Annotated in this window: 29 protein-coding genes; 1 reads left to right on the forward strand and 28 read right to left on the reverse strand. The window is 61.1% G+C overall.

Features of this window, described 5'->3' with window-relative positions; genetic code table 11:
* Nucleotide 1: 1 nt before the first annotated feature.
* From PSH96_RS20260 to PSH96_RS20305, 10 genes are all read right to left on the reverse strand, one after another.
* Entirely contained in the window at nt 2-742 is a 741-nt protein-coding gene (locus PSH96_RS20260; protein WP_005790033.1) for a flagellar motor protein, read from the reverse strand.
* Complete coding sequence (locus tag PSH96_RS20265) at nt 742-1,869, reverse strand: chemotaxis response regulator protein-glutamate methylesterase (RefSeq protein WP_058422173.1); 1,128 nt, start codon at nt 1,867-1,869, stop codon at nt 742-744. Before PSH96_RS20265 ends, PSH96_RS20260 begins: the two co-directional genes overlap by 1 nt.
* 47 nt (nt 1,870-1,916) lie before the next feature.
* Nucleotides 1,917-4,130, reverse strand: a complete 2,214-nt coding sequence (locus PSH96_RS20270; RefSeq protein ID WP_305454629.1) for a chemotaxis protein CheA — start codon at nt 4,128-4,130, stop codon at nt 1,917-1,919.
* An 11-nt stretch (nt 4,131-4,141) separates the two neighbouring features.
* On the reverse strand, nt 4,142-4,930 hold the full coding sequence (locus PSH96_RS20275) for a protein phosphatase CheZ (RefSeq protein ID WP_122257246.1): 789 nt from the start codon (nt 4,928-4,930) through the stop codon (nt 4,142-4,144).
* Between the two features lie 18 nt (nt 4,931-4,948).
* The gene (locus tag PSH96_RS20280) at nt 4,949-5,323 is read right to left on the reverse strand and encodes a chemotaxis response regulator CheY (RefSeq protein WP_003192908.1); all 375 of its coding nucleotides are present in this window, start codon (nt 5,321-5,323) and stop codon (nt 4,949-4,951) included.
* Between the two features lie 168 nt (nt 5,324-5,491).
* The gene (gene fliA, locus PSH96_RS20285) at nt 5,492-6,232 is read right to left on the reverse strand and encodes an RNA polymerase sigma factor FliA (protein ID WP_016973417.1); all 741 of its coding nucleotides are present in this window, start codon (nt 6,230-6,232) and stop codon (nt 5,492-5,494) included.
* Nucleotides 6,229-7,062, reverse strand: a complete 834-nt coding sequence (fleN, locus tag PSH96_RS20290) for a flagellar synthesis regulator FleN (RefSeq protein WP_003192912.1) — start codon at nt 7,060-7,062, stop codon at nt 6,229-6,231. The genes fliA and fleN overlap by 4 nt, the downstream gene beginning before the upstream one ends.
* Nucleotides 7,063-7,167: 105 nt before the next feature.
* Nucleotides 7,168-8,484: a flagellar biosynthesis protein FlhF gene (flhF, locus tag PSH96_RS20295; RefSeq protein WP_056861061.1), complete on the reverse strand. Its 1,317-nt coding sequence runs from the start codon at nt 8,482-8,484 to the stop codon at nt 7,168-7,170.
* A gap of 11 nt (nt 8,485-8,495) precedes the next feature.
* On the reverse strand, nt 8,496-10,610 hold the full coding sequence (flhA, locus tag PSH96_RS20300; RefSeq protein WP_056861060.1) for a flagellar biosynthesis protein FlhA: 2,115 nt from the start codon (nt 10,608-10,610) through the stop codon (nt 8,496-8,498).
* A gap of 191 nt (nt 10,611-10,801) precedes the next feature.
* Nucleotides 10,802-11,937, reverse strand: a protein-coding gene (locus tag PSH96_RS20305) for an IS3 family transposase (RefSeq protein ID WP_370694308.1) whose coding sequence is annotated in 2 segments (ribosomal slippage) — nt 10,802-11,688 and nt 11,688-11,937 — 1,137 coding nt in all. Because the reading frame shifts where the segments join, the coding sequence is not laid out codon by codon here.
* A gap of 316 nt (nt 11,938-12,253) precedes the next feature.
* Between PSH96_RS20305 and PSH96_RS20310 the strand changes: the two genes are divergently transcribed.
* Nucleotides 12,254-12,460 carry a hypothetical protein gene (locus tag PSH96_RS20310; RefSeq protein WP_305454633.1) on the forward strand — a complete coding sequence of 69 codons (207 nt, stop codon included), beginning with the start codon at nt 12,254-12,256 and terminating at the stop codon, nt 12,458-12,460.
* Between the two features lie 161 nt (nt 12,461-12,621).
* Here the strand turns inward: PSH96_RS20310 and PSH96_RS20315 are convergent, their stop codons facing one another.
* From PSH96_RS20315 to fliH, 18 genes are all read right to left on the reverse strand, one after another.
* The gene (locus tag PSH96_RS20315; RefSeq protein WP_305454634.1) at nt 12,622-12,825 is read right to left on the reverse strand and encodes a cold-shock protein; all 204 of its coding nucleotides are present in this window, start codon (nt 12,823-12,825) and stop codon (nt 12,622-12,624) included.
* A 45-nt stretch (nt 12,826-12,870) separates the two neighbouring features.
* Entirely contained in the window at nt 12,871-13,071 is a 201-nt protein-coding gene (locus PSH96_RS20320) for a cold-shock protein (protein WP_305454636.1), read from the reverse strand.
* Nucleotides 13,072-13,219: 148 nt separating this feature from the next.
* Entirely contained in the window at nt 13,220-13,381 is a 162-nt protein-coding gene (locus PSH96_RS20325; RefSeq protein ID WP_305454637.1) for a cold-shock protein, read from the reverse strand.
* Nucleotides 13,382-13,605: 224 nt separating this feature from the next.
* Nucleotides 13,606-14,742, reverse strand: coding sequence for a flagellar biosynthesis protein FlhB (gene flhB, locus PSH96_RS20330; RefSeq protein WP_305454639.1), 1,137 nt, complete (start codon nt 14,740-14,742; stop codon nt 13,606-13,608).
* A gap of 3 nt (nt 14,743-14,745) precedes the next feature.
* Nucleotides 14,746-15,531, reverse strand: coding sequence for a flagellar biosynthetic protein FliR (gene fliR / locus PSH96_RS20335; protein WP_065929743.1), 786 nt, complete (start codon nt 15,529-15,531; stop codon nt 14,746-14,748).
* A gap of 3 nt (nt 15,532-15,534) precedes the next feature.
* Nucleotides 15,535-15,804 carry a flagellar biosynthesis protein FliQ gene (fliQ, locus tag PSH96_RS20340; protein ID WP_003214552.1) on the reverse strand — a complete coding sequence of 90 codons (270 nt, stop codon included), beginning with the start codon at nt 15,802-15,804 and terminating at the stop codon, nt 15,535-15,537.
* A 4-nt stretch (nt 15,805-15,808) separates the two neighbouring features.
* Nucleotides 15,809-16,552, reverse strand: a complete 744-nt coding sequence (gene fliP, locus PSH96_RS20345; protein WP_056859761.1) for a flagellar type III secretion system pore protein FliP — start codon at nt 16,550-16,552, stop codon at nt 15,809-15,811.
* On the reverse strand, nt 16,552-16,992 hold the full coding sequence (gene fliO, locus PSH96_RS20350; protein WP_065929744.1) for a flagellar biosynthetic protein FliO: 441 nt from the start codon (nt 16,990-16,992) through the stop codon (nt 16,552-16,554). The genes fliP and fliO overlap by 1 nt, the downstream gene beginning before the upstream one ends.
* Nucleotide 16,993: 1 nt before the next feature.
* Entirely contained in the window at nt 16,994-17,461 is a 468-nt protein-coding gene (gene fliN / locus PSH96_RS20355) for a flagellar motor switch protein FliN (protein WP_057700902.1), read from the reverse strand.
* 45 nt (nt 17,462-17,506) lie between these two features.
* Complete coding sequence (gene fliM, locus PSH96_RS20360; RefSeq protein WP_010166091.1) at nt 17,507-18,475, reverse strand: flagellar motor switch protein FliM; 969 nt, start codon at nt 18,473-18,475, stop codon at nt 17,507-17,509.
* Nucleotides 18,476-18,484: 9 nt separating this feature from the next.
* Complete coding sequence (gene fliL / locus PSH96_RS20365; RefSeq protein ID WP_017134945.1) at nt 18,485-18,988, reverse strand: flagellar basal body-associated protein FliL; 504 nt, start codon at nt 18,986-18,988, stop codon at nt 18,485-18,487.
* Between the two features lie 221 nt (nt 18,989-19,209).
* Nucleotides 19,210-20,529 carry a flagellar hook-length control protein FliK gene (locus PSH96_RS20370; protein WP_305454645.1) on the reverse strand — a complete coding sequence of 440 codons (1,320 nt, stop codon included), beginning with the start codon at nt 20,527-20,529 and terminating at the stop codon, nt 19,210-19,212.
* Between the two features lie 139 nt (nt 20,530-20,668).
* Entirely contained in the window at nt 20,669-21,013 is a 345-nt protein-coding gene (locus tag PSH96_RS20375) for an Hpt domain-containing protein (RefSeq protein WP_305454647.1), read from the reverse strand.
* A 30-nt stretch (nt 21,014-21,043) separates the two neighbouring features.
* The gene (locus PSH96_RS20380; RefSeq protein ID WP_305454649.1) at nt 21,044-22,762 is read right to left on the reverse strand and encodes a fused response regulator/phosphatase; all 1,719 of its coding nucleotides are present in this window, start codon (nt 22,760-22,762) and stop codon (nt 21,044-21,046) included.
* The gene (locus tag PSH96_RS20385) at nt 22,759-23,064 is read right to left on the reverse strand and encodes an STAS domain-containing protein (protein ID WP_305454651.1); all 306 of its coding nucleotides are present in this window, start codon (nt 23,062-23,064) and stop codon (nt 22,759-22,761) included. Before PSH96_RS20385 ends, PSH96_RS20380 begins: the two co-directional genes overlap by 4 nt.
* Before the next feature lie 133 nt (nt 23,065-23,197).
* On the reverse strand, nt 23,198-23,647 hold the full coding sequence (fliJ, locus tag PSH96_RS20390; RefSeq protein ID WP_016972024.1) for a flagellar export protein FliJ: 450 nt from the start codon (nt 23,645-23,647) through the stop codon (nt 23,198-23,200).
* Between the two features lie 3 nt (nt 23,648-23,650).
* Entirely contained in the window at nt 23,651-25,009 is a 1,359-nt protein-coding gene (gene fliI / locus PSH96_RS20395) for a flagellar protein export ATPase FliI (RefSeq protein WP_099548875.1), read from the reverse strand.
* The gene (gene fliH, locus PSH96_RS20400) at nt 24,999-25,763 is read right to left on the reverse strand and encodes a flagellar assembly protein FliH (RefSeq protein ID WP_305454654.1); all 765 of its coding nucleotides are present in this window, start codon (nt 25,761-25,763) and stop codon (nt 24,999-25,001) included. The genes fliI and fliH overlap by 11 nt, the downstream gene beginning before the upstream one ends.
* Nucleotides 25,764-25,772: the final 9 nt, after the last annotated feature.

Genomic DNA, 25,772 nt, shown 5'->3' on the forward strand with positions numbered 1-25,772 from the left:
ATCAATCCATGAAGCCCTGAAGCTTCAATTCGATGGAGCGCGGGTTCTCACCCTCGGCAATCGACAGAATGCCTTCCAACAGCATTTCGCGGTAACGCGACTGGCGCATGGCGATCGATTTGAGCTTGCTGGCCACCGGCAACAACACCAGGTTGGCACTCGCCACGCCGTAGATGGTCGCGACAAAGGCCACGGCAATGCCGCTGCCCAGCTGCGACGGGTCGGCCAGGTTGCCCATCACGTGAATCAGGCCCATCACCGCACCGATGATGCCGATGGTCGGCGCATAGCCGCCCATGCTTTCAAAGACTTTGGCGGCGTTGATATCGCGGCTTTCCTGGGTGTAGAAGTCCACTTCCAGAATGCTGCGAATCGCCTCGGGTTCGGCGCCATCGACCAGCAGTTGCAGGCCTTTGCGCGCGTAGCTGTCGGGCTCGGCATCGGCCACGCCTTCCAGGCCCAGCAGGCCTTCCTTGCGCGCGGTGAGGCTCCAGTTGACGACACGGTCAATGCCGCCCGGCAAGTCCACGCGTGGCGGGAAGATGATCCACACCAGAATCTGCATGGCGCGCTTGAAGGAACTCAGCGGCGACTGCAACAGCGCCGCGCCCACGGTGCCGCCAATCACGATCAGCGCCGCCGGGCCATTGGCCAAGGCGCCGAGGTGGCCGCCTTCCAGGTAGTTGCCGCCGATAATCGCGACAAACGCCATGGTGATGCCAATCAGGCTCAAGACATCCATCAGAGGCAGGCCTCCACCAGATGTTTGCCGATGTCGTCCAGGCTATAAACCGCGTCAGCCAGGTCCGCCTTGACGATGGCCATGGGCATGCCATAGATCACGCAGCTGGCTTCGTCCTGGGCCCAGATCGCGCTGCCGCCCTGCTTGAGCAGGCGTGCGCCTTCACGGCCGTCGGCGCCCATGCCGGTGAGGACCACCGCCAGAACTTTGTCGCCGTAGGACTTGGCCGCCGAACCGAAGGTGATATCCACACACGGCTTGTAGTTCAGGCGCTCATCGCCCGGCAGGATTTTGATCGCGCCACGGCCGTCGACCATCATCTGCTTACCGCCCGGTGCCAGCAACGCCAGGCCTGGGCGCAGGATGTCGCCATCCTCGGCTTCCTTGACGCTGATGCGGCACAGCTTGTCCAAGCGCTCGGCGAAGGCCTTGGTAAAGGCGGCGGGCATGTGCTGGATCAACACAATCGGCGCCGGGAAGTTGGCCGGCAGTTGGGTCAGCACCCGTTGCAACGCCACCGGGCCGCCGGTAGACGTACCGATGGCCACCAGCTTGTAGGCTTTGCGCTTGGGCGCAGGCGAATGCGCGCTCGCTGCCGGGGCACGCACTGGCGCCACCGCAGGCCGGGCGATCGGTGCCGGTGCCGGGCGCGCAAACGTCGAGGTGGTCGGCGTCGGCGTCGGCGCGGCTACCGGCGCGGGCGCCGGTGCGCTGAACAGACTGCGACGGTTGCTGCGCGAAATGCTGTGCACCTTCTCGCACAGCATCTGCTTGACCTTGTCGGGGTTGCGCGAGATGTCTTCGAAATTCTTCGGCAGGAAGTCCACCGCACCCGCGTCCAGCGCGTCGAGGGTCACCCGGGCGCCTTCGTGGGTCAGCGAGGAGAACATCAACACCGGGGTCGGGCAGCGCTGCATGATGTGTCGGACTGCGGTGATGCCATCCATCATCGGCATCTCGTAGTCCATGGTGATCACGTCCGGTTTCAACGCAATGGCTTGATCAATCGCCTCTTTACCGTTGGTGGCCGTGCCGACCACCTGGATGGTTGGATCGGCGGAAAGAATTTCCGAGACGCGGCGGCGGAAGAAACCCGAATCGTCCACCACCAGGACCTTGACTGCCATAAACACTCCGTTAGGCGGGGCGGGCGCTACCGCCTGCCCCACCAGAATCAAATACGCCGAGCGGCGTAACGCTTGAGCATGCTCGGAACATCAAGAATCAGCGCGATCCGACCGTCACCGGTGATGGTCGCACCCGACATGCCTGGGGTTCCCTGCAGCATTTTGCCCAAAGGCTTGATGACCACTTCTTCCTGGCCCACCAGTTGATCGACCACAAAGCCGATACGCTGGGTGCCCACGGACAGAATCACCACATGGCCCTCGCGCTGCTCTTCATGCTTGGCCGAAGCCACCAGCCAGCGCTTGAGGTAGAACAGCGGCAACGCCTTGTCGCGCACGATCACCACTTCCTGGCCGTCCACCACGTTGGTGCGTGACAGGTCGAGGTGGAAGATCTCGTTGACGTTGACCAGCGGGAAAGCGAACGCCTGGTTGCCCAGCATCACCATCAGGGTGGGCATGATCGCCAAGGTCAACGGCACCTTGATCACGATCTTGGAGCCCTGGCCCTTGGTCGAGTAAATGTTGATCGAGCCGTTGAGCTGGCTGATCTTGGTCTTCACCACGTCCATGCCCACGCCACGGCCGGACACGTCGGAAATCTCGGTCTTGGTCGAGAAGCCCGGGGCGAAGATCAGGTTGTAGCACTCGGTGTCGGTCAGGCGGTCGGCGGCGTCCTTGTCCATCACCCCGCGCTTGACCGCGATATTGCGCAGAATCGCCGGGTCCATGCCTTTGCCGTCATCGGTGATCGACAGCAGGATATGGTCGCCTTCCTGTTCGGCCGCCAGAATCACCTTGCCGTTGCGCGACTTGCCCGAAGCTTCGCGTTCTTCCGGGGTTTCCACGCCGTGGTCGACGGCGTTGCGCACCAAGTGGACCAGTGGGTCGGCCAGGGCCTCGACAAGGTTTTTGTCGAGGTCGGTTTCTTCACCCACCAGTTCCAGGTTGATTTCTTTCTTGAGCTGGCGCGCCAGGTCGCGAACCAGACGCGGGAAGCGGCCGAAGACTTTCTTGATCGGCTGCATGCGCGTTTTCATTACGGCGGTCTGCAAGTCTGCGGTGACCACGTCGAGGTTCGACACGGCCTTTTGCATGGCTTCGTCGCCGCTGTTCAAGCCCAGGCGCACCAGGCGGTTACGCACCAGCACCAGTTCGCCGACCATGTTCATGATGTCGTCCAGGCGCGCGGTATCAACCCGCACGGTGGTTTCGGCTTCACTGGCAGGTTTTTCCGCCACCGGCGCCGCTGCGGCACGCGCCGGTGCGGCAGCCGGTGCCGGTGCAGGCTTGGCAGCCACTGGCGCGGCAGCTTTGGCAGGCGCAGGCTTGGCGGCTACCGGCGTGGCAGTCGCCGCGGCGGCCGGGGCCACTTCGGAGAACTTGCCCTTGCCGTGCAACTCGTCCAGCAGCGCTTCGAATTCGTGATCGGAGATCAGGCCATCAGCGCCAGGCTCAACGCTGGCAGGCGCGGCACTGGCCGCAGGTGCGGCCGCAATGGCGGCGACTTCCGGCAAGGCTTCGGCGGCAAACGTGCCCTTGCCATGCAGTTGGTCGAGCAGCGCTTCGAATTCGTCGTCGGTAATGTCGGTGCTTGCAGGCGCAGCAGGCGCTGCCGGCTCGGCGGCAGGCGCCACGGCGTCCGGCGCGAACTGGCCTTTACCGTGCAACTGGTCGAGCAGCGATTCGAATTCTGCGTCGGTAATGTCTTCGCTGGTCGGCACGGCAGGCGCAGTCGCCGCTTGCGGTGCTTCAGCTTCGGCCTTCACCGCGCTCAGGGAGTTGAGCAGCTGTTCGAACTCGCTGTCGGTCACATCCGGCTCGGCTTCAAACACAGGCTCAGGCGCGGCTACCGGCGCAACTGACGTATCGGCAGGTTCGGCCAGACGCGCCAGCGCAGCCAACAGCTCCGGCGTGGCGGCCGTGATCGGCGCACGTTCGCGCACCTCGCTGAACATGCCGTTGACCGCATCCAATGCTTCGAGAATCACGTCCATCAGTTCCGAGTCGACGTGACGCTCACCCTTGCGCAGGATGTCGAACACGTTCTCGGCGATGTGACAGCACTCCACCAGCTCATGGAGCTGGAGGAAGCCGGCGCCCCCTTTTACAGTGTGAAAACCGCGAAAAATTGCATTGAGCAGGTTCGCATCATCCGGTCGGCTTTCCAGCTCGACCAGTTGTTCGGACAGTTGCTCTAAAATTTCGCCGGCCTCTACAAGGAAATCCTGAAGGATTTCTTCATCGGCGCCGAAGCTCATGTGGGTGCTCCTTAGAAGCCTAAACTGGATAACAGGTCATCTACGTCATCCTGACCTGACACAACGTCTTCACGTTTATCGGCATGAATCTGCGGACCTTCACCCTTGGCGAGATGTTTTTGTGGATCTTTTTCCGAGAGGATCGCTGCGCGGTCATGTTCGATGCCGGCAAAACGGTCGACCTGGCCGGCCATGAGCACCAATTTGAGCAGGTTGCTTTCCACTTCGGTGACCAGTTGGGTCACGCGCTTGATCACCTGACCGGTGAGGTCCTGGTAATCCTGGGCCAGCAGAATGTCATTGAGGTTGCTGGCCACCGTGCGGTTTTCCTGTTCGCTGCGCGACAGAAAAGCGTCGACCCGACGCGCCAACTCACGAAACTCCTCAGCCCCCACTTCGCGGCGCATGAAGCGGCCCCAGTCAACGCTGAGCGCTTGTGCTTCGGTGGCCATGCCATTGACCAACGGCGTGGCGTTTTCCACCAGGTCCATGGTGCGGTTGGCCGCCGCCTCGGTCAGCCTGACCACATAGGACAGGCGTTCGGTGGCGTCAGTGATCTGCGAGATTTCTTCGGCCTGGGGCATGTGCGGGTCAATCTGAAAATTGACGATTGCACTGTGCAGCTCGCGTGTGAGCTTGCCCACTTCCTGATACAGGCCGCGGTCACGGGTCTGGTTAAGCTCATGGATCAACTGCACCGCGTCGCCGAACTGGCCTTTTTCAAGGCTGTCGACCAACTGGTGAGCATGTTTTTTCAGGGTCGATTCAAAATCGCCCTGTGACGTTTCTTTATGCTCCATAGCTCCCCCGTGGTGATATCAGCCGTGGATGCGTTCGAAGATTTTTTCGATCTTCTCTTTCAAGGCCAACGCCGTGAATGGCTTGACCACGTAACCGTTAACCCCGGCTTGGGCGGCTTCGATGATCTGTTCACGCTTGGCTTCGGCGGTCACCATCAACACAGGCAAGCTGCGCAGTTTTTCATCGGCGCGCACGTGACGCAGCAAGTCGATGCCGGTCATGCCCGGCATGTTCCAGTCGGTTACCAGAAAGTCGATGCTCCCGCTGTTGAGGATCGGAATCGCCGTCAGGCCGTCATCCGCCTCGACCGTGTTGGTGAACCCAAGGTCACGCAACAGGTTTTTTATGATCCGCCGCATCGTTGAGAAGTCATCAACGATGAGGATTTTCATGTTCTTGTCCAATTCGACCTCCAAGCAGTCTTAAACGCGCCCAGCACCTGGACGCGCCATTTCAATCAACAGGCGTTACACAAAAAGGACTGCCCAGGGCACCACGGCACGAACCCGCGAAAGCGTGAAGCCTTCGCGGTAGCGTCTGCAGTGTCCCCACACTGCCTGTCAGCGCGCGCGCCACTCTCCCAATCGCCCCCGCAAGCGGGCTGCGCACTGGCTATGCAGCTGGCTGACACGCGATTCGCTGACCCCCAGGACCTCACCGATTTCCTTGAGGTTCAGCTCTTCGTCGTAGTACAGCGCCAACACCAGTCGCTCACGCTCCGGCAAATTGGCAATCGCCTCCGCCAACGCGCCCTGGAAACGTTCGTCTTCCAGGTCGCGCGACGGTTCGAGATGTGCACTCGCGCCGTCCTCGTGCAGCCCTTCGTGTTCGCCGTCCTGCAAAAGGTCGTCGAAACTGAACAGGCGGCTGCCCAAGGTATCGTTCAAAATCCCGTAGTAATCGTCGAGACTCAATTGGAGTTCGGCCGCAACTTCGTGATCTTTAGCGTCACGACCGGTTTTTGCTTCAATTGCGCGAATTGCGTCACTGACCATGCGCGTATTGCGGTGTACCGAACGCGGCGCCCAATCCCCTTTACGCACTTCATCGAGCATCGCCCCTCGAATGCGGATACCCGCATACGTCTCGAAACTCGCGCCCTTGCTCGCGTCGTATTTGGTCGACACTTCGAGCAGGCCGATCATGCCGGCCTGGATCAAGTCCTCAACCTGCACACTGGCAGGCAGGCGTGCCAGCAAGTGATAGGCAATGCGCTTGACCAAGGGCGCATAGCGCTCGATCAGTTCGCCCTGGCTGTCACGTGCCGACTTTTTGTAAAGGTTGTAGCCGCTGGATGTCATAGCACCGGTCCTGCGCTCGTCTGATGCACCAATCGCTCGACGAAAAACTCCAGATGCCCCCGAGGGTTGGCAGGCAACGGCCAAGTATCGACCTTCTGGGCAATAGCCTTGAACGCCAGTGCGCACTTCGAACGAGGGAACGCTTCATAGACTGCACGCTGCTTTTGCACAGCCTTGCGCACACACTCGTCATAGGGAACTGCGCCCACGTATTGTAAGGCGACATCGAGAAAGCGATCCGTGACCTTGGTCAACTTGGCGAACAGATTCCGCCCTTCCTGCGGGCTTTGGGCCATGTTGGCCAGCACGCGGAAGCGGTTCATGCCGTAGTCACGGTTCAGCAGCTTGATCAGGGCATAGGCGTCGGTGATGGAGGTGGGTTCATCGCACACCACCAGCAGCACTTCTTGCGCTGCGCGCACGAAGCTGACCACCGACTCGCCGATGCCGGCGGCGGTGTCGATCACCAGCACGTCGAGGTTGTCGCCGATATCGCTGAACGCCTGGATCAGGCCGGCATGCTGCGCCGGGCTCAGATGCACCATGCTCTGGGTGCCTGAGGCGGCCGGCACGATGCGAATGCCACCGGGGCCTTGCAGCAGCACATCGCGCAGCTCACAACGGCCTTCGATCACATCGGCAAGGGTGTGTTTGGGTGTCAGCCCCAGCAGAACGTCCACGTTCGCCAGGCCCAGGTCAGCATCCAGCAGCATGACGCGACGGCCAAGCTCTGCCAGGGCCAGGGACAAATTCACTGACACGTTAGTTTTCCCGACGCCACCTTTGCCGCCGGTCACCGCGATCACCTGTACGGGATGCATGCTGCCCATTTTATTTCTTTACCTTGTCTTGCTTAGACGCAGGCTACATGGCTTGGCCGCGTGAATCGCTTGCAGACCATCGATGTAGATACATTTCACGGTGTTCATCCTGCCTCACCCCACCCGCTTAGCCGGGTTGTGGTAAAGGTCGGCGAACATGTCGGCCATCGCTTCCTCGCTAGGCTCTTCTTGCATTTGCACGCTGACAGCACGGCTGACCAACTGATGACGGCGCGGCAGATGTAAATCATCCGGGATCCGCGGCCCGTCGGTCAGGTAAGCAACCGGTAACTCATGACTGATCGCCAGGCTCAACACCTCGCCCAGGCTCGCCGTTTCGTCGAGCTTGGTGAGGATGCAACCGGCCAGGCCGCAGCGTTTGTAACTATGGTACGCAGCGGTAAGAACCTGTTTCTGGCTGGTGGTTGCAAGCACCAGGTAATTTTTCGACTTGATGCCACGCCCGGCCAGGCTTTCGAGCTGCATGCGCAGTGCCGGGTCGCTGGCTTGCAGGCCGGCCGTGTCGATCAACACCACGCGCTTGCGCAGCAGCGGGTCGAGCGCATTGGCCAGGGACTGGCCCGGGTCGACGTGGGTCACCGTCACATTGAGGATGCGGCCCAGGGTCTTGAGCTGCTCCTGGGCGCCGATGCGGTAGCTGTCCATGCTCACCAACGCGATGTTCTGCGCGCCGTACTTGAGCACATAACGGGCGGCCAGTTTGGCCAGGGTGGTGGTCTTGCCCATGCCGGCCGGGCCGACCATGGCAATCACGCCGCCCTCTTCCAGCGGTTCGATTTCCGGGGTGACGATCATGCGCGCCAAGTGCGCCAGCAACATGCGCCAGGCTTGGCGTGGTTCTTCGACTTCAGCCGTCAGAGCGAGCAAATCGCGCGACAACGGGCCGGACAGGCCGATGCGTTGCAGGCGGCGCCACAGGTTGGCCTGTTGCGGTTTGCTGCCTTGCAGCTGCGTCCACGCCAACGAGCCCAGCTGCACTTCGAGCAGCTCACGCAGGCCATTGAGTTCAAAACGCATCGAGTCGAGCGCGCGCTGGTCGACAGCGGCGGCCGGGGCTGGCGCTGCAGGGCGCGGCGGTTCTTTGAAGGTCGGTTCTACCAACGGCTCGGCGGCGGTCAGCGGCAAGCCGGCGAACAATTGGCGATTGGTGCTGGCATCGCTGTCGCCACGCATGCTCAATTCAGCCTGGGCCGAGACAATGCGCGAAGCGGTTTTGCGCAGCTCGTCTTCGAGTTCCATGTTCGGCACGCGCGGCGCCAGCGCCGATGGGGTGTAATCCAGGGCAGCCGTCAGCTCGACACCGCCGGCAATGCGACGGTTTCCAATAATCGCGGCATCGGCGCCCAGCTCATCACGTACCAGTTTCATGGCCTGACGCATATCGGCGGCGAAAAAACGCTTAACTTGCATAACCCACTACCTCAGCCGTTGGGCCCTACTGTCGCGACGATAGTCACTTGCTTATTGTCAGGAATTTCCTGATAAGCCAAAACGTGCAAATTCGGAACTGCCAGGCGACCAAACCGCGACAACATCGCTCGAACCGGGCCTGCCACCAGCAGAATCACCGGGTGGCCCGCCATTTCCTGACGCTGGGCGGCTTCGATCAACGAACGCTGCAATTTCTCAGCCATGCTTGGCTCCAGCAGAACGCCCTCTTCCTGGCCAAGTCCGGCCTTCTGAATACTATTGAGCAATATTTGTTCCAACCTTGGTTCCAAGGTGATAACAGGCAGCTCAGACTCAATGCCTACAATGCTTTGCACGATGGCACGGGACAACCCGACACGCACCGCAGCCACCAAAGCGGCAGTATCTTGACTCTTGGCGGCATTGTTGGCGATGGCCTCGGCAATGCTGCGAATGTCGCGCACCGGCACCTGTTCGGCGAGCAAGGCTTGCAGCACCTTGAGCAACTGCGACAGCGACAGTACGCCGGGCACCAGTTCTTCGGCCAGTTTTGGCGAGGCTTTGGCCAGCAACCCCATCAATTGCTGGACTTCCTCGTGGCCGATCAGCTCGTGGGAGTGCTTGTACAGGATCTGGTTGAGGTGGGTGGCGACCACGGTGCTGGCGTCCACCACGGTGTAACCGAGCGATTGAGCCTGGCTGCGCTGGCTGACTTCGATCCATACCGCTTCCAGGCCAAAAGCCGGATCTTTGGCGGTAATGCCGTTGAGCGTGCCGAACACTTGGCCGGGGTTGATCGCCAACTCACGGTCCGGGTAAATCTCGGCTTCGGCGAGGATCACGCCCATCAGGGTCAGGCGGTAGGCGCTGGGGGCCAAATCGAGGTTGTCGCGGATGTGTACGGTGGGCATCAAGAAACCCAGGTCCTGGGACAGCTTCTTGCGCACACCCTTGATCCGCGCCAGCAATTGGCCGCCCTGGTTGCGGTCCACCAGCGGAATCAGGCGGTAGCCGACTTCCAGGCCGATCATGTCGATCGGGGTGACGTCATCCCAGCCCAACTCCTTGGTTTCCTGGGCGCGGGCCGGCGATGGCAGCAAGTCTTGCTGGCGGGCGATTTCCTGCTGAGCCTGGACCTTGACGGCATTTTGCTTGCGCCAGAACAGGTAGGCGCCACCGGCGGCCATGGCCGCCATGCTCAGGAACGACACGTGGGGCATGCCCGGCACGATGCCCATGATCGCCATGATACCGGCGGCCACGGCCAGCGCCTTGGGCGAGGCGAACATCTGGCGGCTGATCTGCTTGCCCATGTCTTCGGAGCCCGAAGCACGGGTAACCATGATGGCCGCTGCTGTGGATAACAACAGTGATGGCAATTGCGCCACTAAACCGTCACCGATGGTCAGCAAGGCGTACACCTTGCCTGCATCGCCAAAGGTCATGCCGTGCTGGAAGATCCCGACCGCCATGCCGCCGATCAGGTTGATAAACAGAATCAGCAGGCCGGCGATGGCGTCACCGCGCACGAATTTACTCGCACCGTCCATGGAGCCATAGAATTCGGCTTCCTGGGCGACTTCCAGGCGACGGGATTTGGCTTGGTTCTGGTCGATCAGGCCGGCGTTGAGGTCGGCGTCGATCGCCATTTGCTTGCCGGGCATGGCGTCGAGGGTAAAACGCGCGCTCACCTCGGAAATCCGCCCGGCGCCCTTGGTTACCACCACGAAGTTGATGATCATCAAAATCGCGAACACCACGATACCGACCACATAGTTACCGCCGATCACCACCTCACCGAAGGCCTGGATCACCTTACCGGCGGCGGCGTGGCCGTCCTGGCCGTGGAGCATCACCACCCGCGTAGACGCCACGTTCAGCGCCAGGCGCAGCAGGGTCGCGATCAGCAAAATGGTCGGGAATACGGCGAAATCCAGCGGCCGCAGGGCATACACGCAGACCAGCAGCACCACCACCGACAGCGCAATGTTAAAGGTAAAAAACACATCGAGCAGGAACGGCGGCATCGGCAACATCATCATTGCCAGCATCACCAGCAACAACAACGGCACACCCAGGTTGCCCCGCGACAAATCAGTCAGGGTGCCACGGGCCGTGTTGAGCATTTGAGAGCGATCTACCACCGGTATTCCTCGTGTTCCTTGAAGCAAAGTTTTGACGCTGGAGGGCGTCCTGGAGGCGGTATTGCAAGAAGCCTTCCAACTTTGCTGTCAGGGCGACGATCGTCGAGTGGTAACCCGTTCAACTGTGGGAGCGGGCTTGAACTGGTCAAGTAATCTTGGACACCATTTAAGGTTCACGCCGCCAGTCTCTCCCTGACGACCGGCGACCGGTAATCGTTGTAACTGTGAGGCCTGGAGATGTTGTAGCGAGAGACATAGCGCTGCACATCTGCCCGGGCCTCATGCTCTGATTCATAGCCCGTCTCAGGCACCCATTCTGATTTCAAACTTCCGAAGAAGCGCTCCATCGGAGCGTTATCCCAGCATTCGCCTTTACGACTCATGCTTTGCCGTAGCTCATGTTCCAGCAGCTCATTCCTGAACTTATGGCTCGTGTACTGACAACCTTGGTCTGAGTGAAACAGCACGTCTTTAGGGCGGCCTCTAAGCTCAACTGCCATCCGCAAAGCCTCGCAGGTCAGCGTGGCATCGGAAATCATAGAAAACGACCAACCCACGACCCGACGAGCAAACAAATCCAGAACTGCGGCGAAATACAGCCACCGCTTCCCGACTTTGATGTACGTCACGTCTCCACACCACACCTGGTTAACCGCCGTCACATCAAACTTGCGCTTGAGCACATGCGGGGCCACTAACGCTTCCACGCCGGGCGATTTGTACTTGTGACGTCGGCGCTGACGGCTGGCGATCCCCGCTTCGCGCATCAAACTGCGAGCCAAGTACCGCCCGATGCGATGCCCTTTCTCTTGCAGCTCCTTCGCCAAAGTTCTCGCTCCCGCAGAAGCCCGCGATGCCTTGTGATGCCTGACCAGCGCGGCCTTGAGCTTCTCCCGCTCAGGATTTGCTCTGCCTTGGCGCTGACGCCAAGCGTAAAAGCTACTTCTGTTGACGCCGAACGCCCGGCAACACCTGTTGACGCCGTACTGCTCGTCCAGCTCATCGATCAGCGTGAATGATCTTTGGCGTCCAAAAGCAGGAGAGCACTGGCCTTTTTTAGGATTTCGATGTCCAGGTCTTTCTCCCGAAGCAACGCTTTGAGCCTCTGAATCTCTCGTTGATCGGCAGTAATCGCCTTGGCGCCTACCGGCGTCGAGCCTAATCGCTCTTTACGCACCTGATCCACCCAGCGGCGCAAGGCTGTAGGGCCAATATCCAAACTGGCGCACACCTCGGGAACCTGCAGCCCTTCATCCAGCACCATGCTGGCAGCTTTGAGCTTGAACTCACTCGAATAAGATTTGCGCATATCCAAACACCTCAGATTTGGGCGCCATCATAGCGCCCGATTGAAGTGTCCAAAATCATTAGGCCAGTTCAGCTTGCCTGCGATTGCGGTGGGTCAGGCACTGAAGGGCCAGCTATGAGTCAGCCATCGCAGGCAAGCCCGCTCCCACAGTTGGATGGGGTGTACCTGCTGTTACTGAGGAAATTTCCGACACGGTTTTCGGGTTGCCCCTAGGAACCGGGCTCCCTAGTCTCCGTACACCGCTGCAAACGCAGCGGTCGGGCGTCGCGGCCCGCAACATAAAGGAGCCCCTTTTTTCTTTCTACGGAGCGCCACCATGTCCAAACCCGCGCAAAACGCCCCCAGCCTAATCCTCACCCTCATCGACGGCATCAGCACCGAAGACCTGCTGGTCAACCTCACCGAAACCCTCGCCTCCGCCCACGCCGTCACCCGCGACGATCGTCGAGGGGTGACCCGTTCAACTGTGGGAGCTGGCTTGCCTGCGATTGCGGTGGGTCAGGCACTGAAGGGCCAGCTGTGAGTCAGTCATCGCAGGCAAGCCAGCTCCCACAGTTGGATCGGTGTGTATCAGCGCTACTGTGGAAGCCGCCTGGGACGCTCCGCGTCCCGACTTGAGCCCTGCGCAACGGTGACGCGGAGCGTCACGGAAGGCATTCCCACGCGGGAGCGTGGGAACGATCTTCATACGGGTTGGATGTTGGACGCTTGCTTGCCTTTGGGCCCTGTCGTTATTTCATAGCTGACTTTTTGGCCCTCTTGCAGAGATTTGAACCCAGCACTCTGAATCGCTGAAAAATGCGCAAAAAGATCCTCGCTGCCATCATCCGGGGTAATAAAACCAAACCCCTTTGAGTCGTTAAACCACTTCACTGTACCCGTTGCCATTGCCGCTCTCCTGACATCCCATTCAAAGAATCCACACCAGGTTCGTTAGATAAGCCTGATACAAAACGCAAACACACCCTGTGGCCGATGAATCCTGGCGAACTGTACCCGCTGGCCTTCTCGCCATCGGGTATACGCCGAACTCAAGCGGTCCAAACACACCGGCTCATCATCGCCATCCAACGCAATCAGCCCTTCGCCGGTCTTGCGGTTATAAGCCTTGATCGTCCCCGTCACCGCTTCCATCGCCCTTCCCCTGCATCTCGTTACTACTTGCGTACAGTGTCTGGCACCATCAAACCGCGAGAACGCAAAACTGGCTACTGTCAGAGTTGACAGGTAGCCGGGGATTAACGACCAGTGGTAGGGACCTTTGGCTGAGCAGCCGGGGGGGTTATTTTTTTCGCTTGCGGGGTTTTCGCGCCTTGGGCGGCGTATCGATTTCGCTGGCGGGATTGCCCGTTGCCTGAACGGGTACCGCATTGCCTTCGCGGTCGCGGGCGACAAAACCAATGCCCTTGACCGCGTCCAACCACCTGACCGTAGCCCTGTTCATGACCGCTCTCCCGAGCCGCGCATGAAGGCGCGCCTCGTCGCTCTATCAAACAGTGAAGGCGGTGCAATGGATACTGTCAAAGTTGACAGGTAGAAGGCGATATTGCCTGAGGGCTCATTCGTGGCGAGGGAGCTTGCTCCCGCTGGACTGCGGAGCAGTCCCATTTTTTGGGGCCGCTTCGCGCCCCAGCGGGAGCAAGCTCCCTCGCCACAGATGCATACACATCAGGAATCGCGGCGCAACTCCGGCGGAATCGGCAGGTCTTTGAGCGGGTCCGGCCGCTTGCCCTTGCCCGCGCGGTATTGGCGGATCTGGTACACGTAGGCCAACACCTGCGCCACGGCCAGGTACAGGCCTGCGGGGATTTCCTGGTCGAGGTCGGTGGAGTAGAAGATCGACCGTGCCAGCTCCGGCGATTCCAACAGCAGAATGTCGTTGGCCACGGCGATTTCGCGAATCTTCAGCGCGGTAAAGTCGCTGCCCTTGGCTAGCAACATCGGCGCGCCGCCCTTCTCCGGGTCGTACTTGAGCGCCACGGCGTAGTGGGTCGGGTTGGTGATGACCACGTCGGCGTCGGGCACCGCCGCCATCATCTTTCGCTGGGACATTTCCCGTTGCAGCTGGCGAATCCGCTGCTTGACCTCGGGGCGGCCTTCCTGGTCCTTGTGCTCGTCGCGCACTTCCTGCTTGGTCATCAGCAGTTTCTTGTGGCTTTCCCACAGCTGGATCGGCGCATCCACGGCAGCAATGATGATCAGCCCGCAGGCCATCCACAGCGCACTCCAGCCCACCACCTGCACACTGTGGATGATGGCCGATTCCAGCGGTTCATGGGCAATGCGCTGCAAGTCGTCGATGTCGGAAGACAACACCGTCAACGCCACAAACAGGATCAGGATGAATTTCGCCAGCGCCTTGAGCAGTTCCACCAGCGCCTTGGTGGAGAACATACGCTTAAGCCCTGGCCCAGGGTTCATGCGGCTGAACTTGGGCGCCATGCTGCCGGCGGCAAATAGCCAGCCGCCGAGGGACACCGGCCCGATCAGCGCCGCCAGCAACAGGGTGATCAGCACCGGCTGCACCGCCAGAATCGCGATCTTGCCCGAGTGCAACAGGTACTGGCCCATGGCGCCGGGGCTCAGCAGCACTTCGCGCGGCAGCGAAAAGTTGAGCTTCATCAGCTCCATCAGGTCCAGCGCCAGGCCACCGCCGTAGATCAGCAGGCCACCGGCACCAGCGAGCATCACCGCCAGGGTGTTGAGTTCTTTGGAGCGGGCAATCTCGCCCTTTTCCCTGGAGTCCTTTTTACGTTTCTCCGTGGGGTCTTCTGTTTTGTCCTGGCCACTCTCGCTCTCGGCCATGGCTCAACGCGCCCGTGCCAGATCACGTAAGAACTGCAAGGCGTCGGTGGCCAGCGGTTGATACTGATTGAGAATGTCGGCCATGCCGATCCAGAAAATCCCCATGCCCAACACCAGGGTCAGCGGGAAACCAATCGAGAAGATGTTCAATTGCGGCGCCGCGCGGGTCATCACGCCAAATGCGATATTGACCACCAACAGCGCGGTGATCGCCGGCAACACCAGCAACAACGAGGCGCCCAGCACCCAGCTGAGGCGCCCGACCAGCTCCCAGAAGTGGTTGACCACCAGCCCCGAGCCCACCGGCAAGGTGGTGAAGCTTTCGGTCATGACCTCGAACACCACCAGATGGCCGTTCATTGCCAGGAAAATCAAGGTCACCAGCATGGTCAGGAACTGCCCGATCACTGCCACCGACACGCCGTTGGTAGGGTCGACCATGGACGCGAAGCCCATGCCCATCTGGATCGAGATGATCTGCCCGGCGATCACAAACGCCTGGAAGAACAACGTCAGCGAGAAACCCATTATCGCGCCGATCAATATCTGCTCGGCAATCAGCAACAACGCGCTGAGGTCCAGGGCATTCACCGGCGGCATCGGCGGCAAGCCGGGCACGATGACGATGGTAATGGCGAAGGCAAAATACAAGCGGATGCGCCTCGGCACCAAGGTGGTCCCGAACACCGGCATGGTCATCAGCACTGCCGTGACGCGAAACATCGGCAAAATGAAAGACGCCACCCAGGTGCTGATCTGGGTGTCGGTCAAGGCCAGCACAGATTGCATCGGTCAGCCGATCAACTGCGGAATACTGCCGTACAGCTGCAGGATGTATTCCATAAAGGTTTGCACCAGCCACGGGCCGGCGACGATCAGGGTGATCAGCATCACCAGCAAACGCGGGAGGAAACTCAGGGTTTGTTCGTTGATCTGGGTCGCGGCCTGGAACATCGCCACCAGCAGGCCCACCAACAGGCTCGGCACCACCAGCACGGCGACCATCATGGTGGTCAGCCACAGCGCTTCACGGAACAGGTCAACCGCTACTTCTGGCGTCATGTCGCTACACCCCGCCGAAACTGCTGGCCAGGGTGCCGATAATCAGCGCCCAGCCGTCCACCAGCACAAACAGCATGATCTTGAACGGCAACGAAATAATCAGCGGCGACAGCATCATCATGCCCATGGCCATCAGCACGCTCGCCACCACCAGGTCGATGATCAGGAACGGGATAAAGATCATGAAGCCGATCTGGAACGCGGTTTTCAATTCGGAAGTGACGAAGGCCGGCACCAGAATGGTCAGCGGCGCCTGATCCGGCGTGGCAATGTCGGTGCGCTTGGACAGGCGCATAAACAGCTCAAGGTCGCTGGAGCGGGTTTGCGAGAGCATGAAGTCCTTGATCGGACCCTGGGCCTTGTCGATCGCGTCCTGAGCCGAGAGTTTCTCGGCCAGGTAGGGTTGCAAGGCTTGCTGGTTCACCTTGTCGAACACCGGTGCCATGATGAACAAGGTCAAAAACAGCGCCATGCCGGTGAGGATCTGGTTCGACGGCGTCTGCTGCAGGCCCAGGGCTTGACGCAAAATCGAGAACACGATGATGATCCGCGTAAAGCTGGTCATCAGCATGACAAACGCCGGGATAAAACTCAGCGCAGTCATGATCAGCAAAATCTGCAGGCTGACCGAGTATTCCTGCGCGCCGGCCGCGTTGGTGCCCAGGGTGATCGCCGGGATCGACAACGGGTCGGCTGCCAACGCCAGCGGCGCGGCCAGCAACAGCATGAGCGTCAATAAAACGCGCATTACTTCTTATCCTTCTGATCCTTGCCCAGCAACTCCATCAGGCGCTGGGCGAATTCCGGCGTGGCGGCCTCGGTTTTGGTCGCTTCCACCGGCGTCTTGAGTACGTGCAACGGGGTGATGCGACCGGGCGTGATGCCGAGCAGGATTTGTTCTTCGCCCACTTGCACCAGCACCAGCCGATCACGCGGGCCGAGGGCACGCGAGCCGATCATCTCGATCACCTGGGCATTGCCCGGCCCGATGCGCTGCACGCGGCGCATCAACCAGGCCAGCACGAAGATCAGGCCGACCACCAGCAACAGGCCCAGCACCAGCTGGGTCAATTGCCCACCGATGCCACTGCTGACCACCGGCGCCGCAGTGACCGCTGGGGCGATCGGCTCAGCCGCCATGGCGCTCAATGGCAGCGCCAGAAACAGTCCCGCCATCGAATACTTCATATCAGCGCAACTTCTTGATGCGTTCGCTTGGGCTGATCACGTCCGTCAGGCGGATGCCGAACTTCTCGTTGACCACCACCACCTCGCCATGGGCGATCAGGGTGCCGTTGACCAGTACGTCCAGCGGCTCACCGGCCAGGCGGTCGAGCTCGATCACCGAACCCTGGTTGAGTTGCAGCAGGTTGCGGATGTTGATTTCGGTGCTGCCGACTTCCATGGAGATCGACACCGGAATGTCGAGGATCACGTCCAGGTTCGGGCCGTCGAGGGTCACCGGGTCGTTGTTTTTCGGCACGCTGCCGAATTCTTCCATCGGCAGGCGCTTGCCGGCCGGCGCCGTGGCGGCGTCGGCGGCCAGCAGCGCGTCGATGTCGTCCTGGCCGACATCGCCGGTTTCTTCCAGGGCTGCAGCCCATTCGTCAGCCAGGGCCTGGTCTTCGGCGGAAGTGTTTTCGTGTTCGGTAGCCATTACATGTCCTCGGCGCAGCAAAAATTCATCGATAGAAGGGGCAGATCAGCGACGGTTGATCGGTTCGATCACTTGCAACGCCAGGTTGCCTTTGTGGGAACCGAGCTTGACCTTGAACGACGGCACGCCGTTGGCGCGCATGATCAGCTCTTCCGGCAGCTCCACAGGGATCACGTCCCCCGGTTGCATGTGCAAAATATCGCGCAAACGCAGCTGGCGACGGGCCACAGTGGCGCTTAACGGCACGTCGACGTCCAGCAGGTCTTCGCGCAGGGCCTTGACCCAGCGTTCGTCCTGGTCGTCGAGGTCGGACTGGAAACCGGCATCGAGCATTTCGCGCACCGGCTCGATCATCGAATACGGCATGGTCACGTGCAGGTCGCCGCCACCGCCATCGAGTTCGATGTGGAAGGTGGAGACCACAATGGCTTCGCTGGGGCCGACGATGTTGGCCATGGCCGGGTTCACTTCCGAGTTGATGTACTCGAAATTGACTTCCATGATCGCCTGCCAGGCTTCCTTCAAGTCGATGAAGGCTTGCTCCAGCACCATGCGCACCACACGCAATTCGGTGGGGGTGAATTCACGCCCTTCGATCTTGGCGTGACGGCCGTCGCCGCCGAAGAAGTTGTCCACCAGCTTGAACACCAGCTTGGCGTCGAGGATGAACAGCGCGGTGCCGCGCAGCGGCTTGATCTTGACCAGGTTGAGGCTGGTGGGCACGTACAGCGAGTGCACGTATTCACCGAACTTCATCACCTGCACGCCGCCCACCGCCACGTCCGCCGAACGGCGCAGCATGTTGAACATGCTGATACGGGTATAGCGGGCGAAACGCTCGTTGATCATCTCCAGGGTCGGCATGCGCCCACGGACGATACGATCTTGGCTTGTGAGGTCATAACTTTTGACGCTGCCGGGCTCGGCAGCCATTTCGGTCTGTACCAGACCATCGTCGACACCATGCAACAGCGCGTCGATTTCATCCTGGGACAGCAGGTCTTGCACGGCCATGTCGTGATCCTACTGCAATACGAAGTTAGTGAAGAGCGCCTGCTCGACCACGACTTTGCCGAGCTCTTTCTGGGCCACTTCCTGCACGCTGGCAGTGACCTTCTGGCGCAGCATTTCCTGGCCGACCGGGGTGGCCAGGCTGTCGAAGCTCTGGCCGGAGAACAGCATCACCAGGTTGTTGCGGATCACCGGCATATGCACTTTAAGCGCATCCAGGTCCGCCTGGTTACGCGCCAGCAAGGTGATGCTCACCTGCAGGTAGCGTTGGCGACCGTTCTGATTGTAGTTGGCGACAAAGGCCGGCAGCATCGGCTCGAAGATTGCCGGTTGCTTGACGTTAGTGGCGGTTTCGGCGGCGGGTGCCGGCTTGCTCGCACTGCTGTGCATGATGTACCACGTGCCGCCAATCGAGGCGCCAATGGCCAGGAGCAGGCCCAGTACAATCAGCAGGATCAGCTTGAGCTTGCCTTTGCCTGCGGGTGGGGTTGCTGCTGCGTCGTCGCTCTTCGCCATGCCAATAATCCGTCACTATTCGGGGATTCATAGATCTACGGGAAGGCAAGAGCAAGTGTTATGCCAGAGTTGTCTGGCACACAGGGCAAGAGCGAACACCCCAAATCAAATGTGGGAGCTGGCTTGCCTGCGATGGCGGTGGGTCAGCTGACATTTCTGTCACTGATACACCGCCATCGCAGGCAAGCCAGCTCCCACATTGACCGCGTTTTTGGCTCAGATCAGGCGTAATAGTCGACTGCGCTGGAGCCGATCACGGTCTGGCTCACCGGCGCGACCGCCGCCGCCACTTCAGCAGGGTCACCCGCATCGCCGCCATCACCACGCCCGCCACTGCCGCTTATGCCGCGTGCCTGGCTCTGCTGCTGTTGTTCCTGCCCCTGCCCCTGCCAGCCACGGGACTGGTCGGACACATTGACGTCGACCTGCCCCATGCCCTGCTGGGCAAACATCTCGCGCAAACGGCCGGACTGGCTTTCCAGCGCTTCACGCACCACGGCGTGGCCGCTCATGAAGTTGACCTGGGCTTGCTGGTCGGCGGTCATATTGACCTTGATATCCAGGCGCCCGAGTTCAGCCGGTTGCAACTGAATCTCCGCCGACTTGAGGTTGGCGCTGGACAGGTACATCACGCGGTTGACCACTTCTTCGGTCCAGCCGCTCTGGTGCATGGCCAGCGGCGCATTGGCCACGGGCGGCAAGGCATTCGCGGTTTTCGGCGTGGCGGCCTGGGTCAGCGCGGCCAGGCGGTTGGCGAAATCATCCACGCGGGTGTCGCTGCTAGCGTCTTTCAAATCCTTGAGGCCGCCTTCGATCAGCCCGCTGAAGGCCTTGTCGCCGCCCTGGTCGGTACTGTCTTTGGTGGCTTGCTGGTCGACCATGCTGGCAAGACCTGCGGCAAAGTTTTGCGCGGCGGTCGGTTGATCCTGAGCGGTGGTCGGCGCAGCTTTCTGTGGCGTCTGGCTGCTGGCCGACACATGGCCGCCCTGCTCCATCGCCAGGCGCACGGCCGGCATCGAATCCAGCGGGTCGGCTTCGGGGTCGAAGGCCGGTTGCTTGGCGTCATCGGTGGCTGCAACCGGCGCCGCGACCACCGGCTGAGCCTTGTCATCATTGGCCGCTACCGGCGCTGGCGCTGGCACCGGGACAGGCACCGGCGTAACGGCGGCGACCAATGCCGGGTCAACCACCGGATCAGCCGCAGGCTGCTGCGCCACGGCCGGGTCGGCGGGCTTGTCGTCATCACTGCTGGCGCTGTCGTCAGCCTTGGCCGGCTTGGCAGGCAAGGGATTGCCGCTATCGGCAACCGCTGGCGTGCTGGCGGCAGGCTTGGCGCTGGTGTCCGCAGGCTTGTCACGCGTGACTTTGGCCGGGCTGTCGTCGGGCTTCAGCGTGGGCTTGGGGCTTTGGTTGGCAAACACTTGAGCGAAGCCAGGGCCCTTGTCCTGTGGGGTCGCAACCGCTACCGGGGAAGTAGCGGCAGGCGCTTGAGGCTTGGCCGCGGGGGCAGCCTGAAGGAGCGAATTGGGGGCGACTGGCATAGGTAAAGGTCTCCACTGCACTGGGGGTCGGGGATGCAGTATTGGGAGGTAGAGCAAGAGTCGGGCCAGGTTTGGTTTTTTGACGGTAGATCCATTGTGCTTCTGTGGGAGCTGGCCGAGACCGGCCTGGCGACTCAATTCAAATCTGAAAGCGCTGCCTTTCCGACTCATACAGCGGCCGCACCAACGCAAACTCATGATCAATCTGGTCAACCAGCGCACCCAAGTCCGCCGACAGCTCGACAGACTCCACCTCCAACCGCTGACACAAATACGCCAATCGCACCGCCCCAAGGTTGCCACTGCTGCCCTTGAAGCTATGGGCAATGCGCCCCAACGCCTTGGCATCATCACGCGACTTGCGCAACGCTTCGACGCGCTTCTGCGAATCGTCCAGAAAGGTCTCCAGCAGTTTCGGATACTCGCTTTCCATCACTTCCTGCAGGCCCGTCAGCACATCAGGGTCCAGATGAATCTCAAGCACTTGTTCGCTCCTTGATCAAGAATCGGCGGATTATGCCAGAGCCCCCCAGCAAAACTCCACGCATACACTGCGCCCGCCATCGGTCCAGCGTACATCGCTGCTCAGTTGCCGTACCAGGCTCAGCCCCCGGCCAGACAGGCGGTCGATATCCAGCGGCCGCGCCAGCACCTGCTCCACGTCGAACCCCGGGCCACTGTCCTCGATACGCAGCGTCATTTTGCCGCCTGTAGCAGTCGGCACCACCTGCACATGCACCCGCACATAACCGCTGTTCAACTGCGCCAAACGCTGGTTGCGCTGGCGGTAATACTCGGCAAACCCCTGGGCATCGCGCTTGAGTCGCGAATCCAGGCCCAGCACGCCATGCTCCAGCGCATTGGAGTACAACTCGGCCATCACGCTGTACAGCGCCCCGCTCTGCCCACGCAGGCCGTGAATCTCCAGCAATAACTGCAACAGGTACGGCAACGGGTTGTAGCTTTTGAGCGTGCGCGCACGAAACTCGAAGCTCACCGACCAATCCAGCGGGCACGACTGGCCACTGTCGGCGTACAGCGGCTCAGCCGCCCGCGACGGCTGGCCCGCCTGCAAGGTGATCTCCACCATGCTCACATCATCGCGCGCCTCGCCCCGGAACGCCGCCAGGGCGTGCTCAATATCCTCAAACAAGCGGTCGGGCTTGCGATTGCTGGCAAATACCTGCTGCAAGCGCGCCGCGCCAAATAACTGATCATTGGCGTCGGCAGTGTCCAGTACCCCATCGGACAGCAAGAACACCCGGTCGCCCAGGGCCATGGGCCAGACTTCGGTGCTGTCATCAAACGCCTGCGCCGACAGCACACCCAGCGGCAGGTGCCGCGACACCAACGGCGTGCGCTTGCCGCTGGCGACCTCATGCACATAGCCGTCGGGCATGCCGCCGTTCCACACCTCTACCACGCGCCGCTGGGCACTCAGGCACACCAGGGTGGCGCAGCAGAACATGTCCACCGGCAGGATGCGCTTGAGCTTGGCATTCATCTCGCGCAGGGTCTGCGCCAGACCGTAGCCCTTGGCGGTCATGCCGTAGAACACCTCCGCCAGCGGCATGGCGCCCACGGCGGCCGGCAGGCCATGGCCGGTGAAGTCACCGAGCAGCACATGCATGTCGCCGGACGGCGTGTAGGCCGCCAGCAACAGGTCGCCGTTGAACAGCGCATAAGGCGATTGCAGGTAACGAATGTTCGGCGCCGCATTGATGCAACCCGAATGCGCCACCTTGTCGAACACCGCCTTGGCCGCACGTTGCTCATGCAACAGGTAATCGTGGTGCCGGGCGATCTGGTCGCGCTGGCGCAGCACCATGGCCTGCAGACGCCGCAGACGGTCCATGGCATTGATCTTGGCGGCCAGGATCAGCGGGTTATAGGGTTTGGGCAGGAAATCATCGCCACCGGCATCCAGGCATTGGGCCAGGGCTTCACTCTCGCGCAGCGAGGTGAGAAAGATGATCGGCACCAGCGCCTCGCCCGCCAACTGCTTGATCCGCCGCGCCGCCTCAAAGCCATCCATCACCGGCATAAGGGCGTCCATCAACACCAGTTGCGGGCATTCACGGGTGAACACCTCGACGGCTTGCGCGCCATTCGTGGCGGTGAGCACCTGATGGCCCTGACGCCGAATGATCGTCGACAGCAACAGCAAATCGGCGGCGCTGTCTTCGGCGATCAGGATCGTCAGCGGCTCGAGTACGGGGGCCAGGGTGTTCAACTGATGTCGAACAGTTTGTCGAAGTTGGAGATGGCGAGGATCTTGCGCACATCGGAGTTGCTGTTGATGACCTGCACTTCGGCGTCATCACCACCGGCGTGATCACGCAACAGCAGGAGCATGCCCAGGGCCGAGCTGTCCATGTAGGTGGCGTCCTTCAGGTCCACCACGTAGATCTCGGGCACTTTGTAGAACCGCTCGTAGGCCTCACGAAAGGTCTGGTGGCTACCGAAATCGAATCGGCCTCTTACTTTAATCGTCAACTTCGTCCCATCCAGGGACACTTCTGACTCGACTGACATGTGACTGCTTCCTTGTCATTGGCAATGTGCAACAAGGTTTAGCAGCTGATAGAGATGTGAGCAACACTGATACTCAAATGTGGGAGCCAGCTCCCACACAAGCTCGGCTCCCACAGTAGGCAAGTGGAAACTGTCAGTACTGTGACTGGCGGGGAAGTCGCTGTGATAGCTCATCGAGCAGCTTTTGCTCGCGCTTGTCTTCGATGGCCCGCGCTTCGTCGATATAACGCTGCACCAGCTTGCGCAACCCTTCAACCCGGGCAAACGCCGCTTGCCAGCTTTCCCGGGCCTTATCGAGATTATTCTGGTGCCAGGCCAGGCTCTGGCGCTGCTGGCCTACGGCAGTTTCCAGCTGGTTGAGAAAGCCCTGGTAGCCCATCAGCCATTGGCCGGACACGCCCTTGCTGCCGCGTTCGATCCACTGCTGCTGGTACTCGCCGCGAAAACGCTCCAGGTCACCCAGTTTGCTTTCCGCCAGGCGCACCTGACCCTGGAAATACCCCAGGCGTTGCACGGCGGTTTTCTCGGCCTTTTCGGCCATGTCCACCACTGGGGCCAGGCGTGAAGAACGGGTGCTGGCCATGGCTTAACCGCCCGGCGCCGGGGCGAAGATCGAGCCCAGGTGGGCTTCGCTTTCGCCCATGCTGATCTTGTCGTTCAGGCCCTGGCGCAGGTAGCTCACCAGCTGCGGTTGCAGCGCGATGGCCAGGTCGGTTTCGCGATCACCACCGGCCACGTAGGCGCCGACGCTGATCAGATCGCGGCTCTGCTGATAACGCGACCACAGTTGTTTAAAGTGCTGCGCACGGGCCATGTGCTCCGCGGTGACCACCGCCGGCATCACCCGGCTGATCGAGGCTTCGATGTCGATGGCCGGGTAGTGCCCTTCCTCGGCCAGGCGCCGCGACAGCACGATGTGGCCGTCGAGCACGCCCCGCGCCGAGTCGGCAATCGGGTCTTGCTGGTCATCGCCTTCGGACAACACGGTGTAGAACGCGGTGATCGACCCCCCGCCGGCCTCGGCATTACCGGCGCGCTCCACCAGCTTGGGCAGCTTGGCGAACACTGACGGCGGGTAACCTTTGGTGGCGGGCGGCTCGCCGATGGCCAGGGCGATTTCCCGCTGGGCCTGGGCAAAACGCGTGAGCGAGTCCATCAGCAACAGGACATTCTTGCCCTTGTCGCGAAAATATTCGGCGATACGCGTGCAGTACATGGCAGCACGCAGGCGCATCAGCGGCGCATCGTCCGCAGGCGACGCGACCACCACCGAGCGTTTGAGACCTTCTTCACCGAGGCTGTGCTCGATGAACTCTTTCACTTCACGGCCGCGCTCGCCGATCAGCCCGACCACGATAATGTCGGCCTCGGTAAAGCGCGTCATCATGCCCAGCAACACCGACTTACCCACGCCGGTACCGGCAAACAGGCCCAGACGCTGGCCGCGACCGACCGTCAATAAACCGTTGATGCTGCGAATGCCCACGTCCAGCGGCACGCTGATGGGGTTGCGGTTGAGCGGGTTGATGGTCGGGCCGTCCATCGGCACCCAGTCTTCGGCCTTCATCCCGCCTTTGCCGTCGAGTGCGCGGCCGGCGCCATCGAGCACGCGACCGAGCATGCTCATGCCCATGGGCAGGCGGCCGGTGTCGGCCAAGGGCACCACGCGGGCGCCGGGGGCGATGCCCGCCAGGCTGCCGACGGGCATGAGGAAAATCTTGCTGCCGGAAAAGCCCATCACCTCGGCCTCGACCTGCACAGGGTGGTAGCTGTCGTCGTTGATCACCAGGCAGCGGCTGCCCATGGCGGCGCGCAGGCCTTCGGCTTCGAGGGTCAGGCCGACCATGCGCAGCAGGCGCCCTTCGAGAATCGGCTGGCCTGGCAACTCCGTGGCCTCGGCGTAGCCACTCAGGCGCTTGGCGAAGCTGGTGCGGTCAAGGCGCATCGGCGGCGTCCAGGTCCACACTCAGGTCTGGCTCGGCGGGGTGCAGGGCTTGTTCATGCAGTTGATCAAACAGCTTGGCCATGATCTGGCTGATGCGGGTTTCCACCGTGGCATCAATGCGGCTGTGTTCAGTTTCGACGCGGCAGCCGCCGGGTTGCAGGCTGGCGTCTTCGACGATGCGCCAGGTTTCTTCGTGGCGCTCGCGCAGGGCTTTGACCTGTTCGAAATCCTGCGGGTTGATGTACAGGCGCACATTGCCCACGCCCAACGGCAGCAGCTTGAGGGCTTCGCGCATGACACTTTCGATATGGCTGGAATCAAGCACCAATTCGCGCTGGATCACCTGGCGAGCAATGTGCTCGACCAGGCCGACCATGGCTTTTTCGATCTGCGTATCCTGCTCGGCAATCGGGTCGAACAGCGTGCCCATCAGCCGCTCAAGGCTGGCGAGTTTGACGCTGAGCGCCTCTTCGGCTTCCTGGCGCACCTTGAGGGTGGTGCTGCGAAAGCCGTCTTTTTCACCGGCGGCAAAGCCTTCGTTGTAGGCTTCCTGGCGGATGGCCTCCAACTCTTCAAGGGTCAGTGGCTGGACTTCATCCAGCGGCACTTCTTCCATCTCCACCGGCGTTTCAACCACCGGTTCAGGCTCAGGCTCCGGCACATGCGGATCGAAGCTGGGCAGCGACCAGATGTCGAACCCGCCGACATCCCGCGCGCGAATCAGATCGCTGGGCGTCTCATCTTTGTTCGACATGGGACGCGC

The sequence above is a fragment of the Pseudomonas sp. FP2338 genome (assembly GCF_030687515.1).
Lineage (GTDB): Bacteria > Pseudomonadota > Gammaproteobacteria > Pseudomonadales > Pseudomonadaceae > Aquipseudomonas > Aquipseudomonas salomonii.

Bases quoted from the DNA above. Each gene is read 5' to 3' on its own strand.
- PSH96_RS20260 (WP_005790033.1), bottom strand. From the start codon at position 742: ATGGATGTCTTGAGCCTGATTGGCATCACCATGGCGTTTGTCGCGATT.
- PSH96_RS20265 (WP_058422173.1), bottom strand. From the start codon at position 1,869: ATGGCAGTCAAGGTCCTGGTGGTGGACGATTCGGGTTTCTTCCGCCGC.
- PSH96_RS20270 (WP_305454629.1), bottom strand. From the start codon at position 4,130: ATGAGCTTCGGCGCCGATGAAGAAATCCTTCAGGATTTCCTTGTAGAG.
- PSH96_RS20275 (WP_122257246.1), bottom strand. From the start codon at position 4,930: ATGGAGCATAAAGAAACGTCACAGGGCGATTTTGAATCGACCCTGAAA.
- PSH96_RS20280 (WP_003192908.1), bottom strand. From the start codon at position 5,323: ATGAAAATCCTCATCGTTGATGACTTCTCAACGATGCGGCGGATCATA.
- fliA (WP_016973417.1), bottom strand. From the start codon at position 6,232: ATGACATCCAGCGGCTACAACCTTTACAAAAAGTCGGCACGTGACAGC.
- fleN (WP_003192912.1), bottom strand. From the start codon at position 7,062: ATGGGCAGCATGCATCCCGTACAGGTGATCGCGGTGACCGGCGGCAAA.
- flhF (WP_056861061.1), bottom strand. From the start codon at position 8,484: ATGCAAGTTAAGCGTTTTTTCGCCGCCGATATGCGTCAGGCCATGAAA.
- flhA (WP_056861060.1), bottom strand. From the start codon at position 10,610: ATGCTCAACACGGCCCGTGGCACCCTGACTGATTTGTCGCGGGGCAAC.
- PSH96_RS20310 (WP_305454633.1), top strand. From the start codon at position 12,254: ATGTCCAAACCCGCGCAAAACGCCCCCAGCCTAATCCTCACCCTCATC.
- PSH96_RS20315 (WP_305454634.1), bottom strand. From the start codon at position 12,825: ATGGCAACGGGTACAGTGAAGTGGTTTAACGACTCAAAGGGGTTTGGT.
- PSH96_RS20320 (WP_305454636.1), bottom strand. From the start codon at position 13,071: ATGGAAGCGGTGACGGGGACGATCAAGGCTTATAACCGCAAGACCGGC.
- PSH96_RS20325 (WP_305454637.1), bottom strand. From the start codon at position 13,381: ATGAACAGGGCTACGGTCAGGTGGTTGGACGCGGTCAAGGGCATTGGT.
- flhB (WP_305454639.1), bottom strand. From the start codon at position 14,742: ATGGCCGAGAGCGAGAGTGGCCAGGACAAAACAGAAGACCCCACGGAG.
- fliR (WP_065929743.1), bottom strand. From the start codon at position 15,531: ATGCAATCTGTGCTGGCCTTGACCGACACCCAGATCAGCACCTGGGTG.
- fliQ (WP_003214552.1), bottom strand. From the start codon at position 15,804: ATGACGCCAGAAGTAGCGGTTGACCTGTTCCGTGAAGCGCTGTGGCTG.
- fliP (WP_056859761.1), bottom strand. From the start codon at position 16,552: ATGCGCGTTTTATTGACGCTCATGCTGTTGCTGGCCGCGCCGCTGGCG.
- fliO (WP_065929744.1), bottom strand. From the start codon at position 16,992: ATGAAGTATTCGATGGCGGGACTGTTTCTGGCGCTGCCATTGAGCGCC.
- fliN (WP_057700902.1), bottom strand. From the start codon at position 17,461: ATGGCTACCGAACACGAAAACACTTCCGCCGAAGACCAGGCCCTGGCT.
- fliM (WP_010166091.1), bottom strand. From the start codon at position 18,475: ATGGCCGTGCAAGACCTGCTGTCCCAGGATGAAATCGACGCGCTGTTG.
- fliL (WP_017134945.1), bottom strand. From the start codon at position 18,988: ATGGCGAAGAGCGACGACGCAGCAGCAACCCCACCCGCAGGCAAAGGC.
- PSH96_RS20370 (WP_305454645.1), bottom strand. From the start codon at position 20,529: ATGCCAGTCGCCCCCAATTCGCTCCTTCAGGCTGCCCCCGCGGCCAAG.
- PSH96_RS20385 (WP_305454651.1), bottom strand. From the start codon at position 23,064: ATGTCAGTCGAGTCAGAAGTGTCCCTGGATGGGACGAAGTTGACGATT.
- fliJ (WP_016972024.1), bottom strand. From the start codon at position 23,647: ATGGCCAGCACCCGTTCTTCACGCCTGGCCCCAGTGGTGGACATGGCC.
- fliI (WP_099548875.1), bottom strand. From the start codon at position 25,009: ATGCGCCTTGACCGCACCAGCTTCGCCAAGCGCCTGAGTGGCTACGCC.
- fliH (WP_305454654.1), bottom strand. From the start codon at position 25,763: ATGTCGAACAAAGATGAGACGCCCAGCGATCTGATTCGCGCGCGGGAT.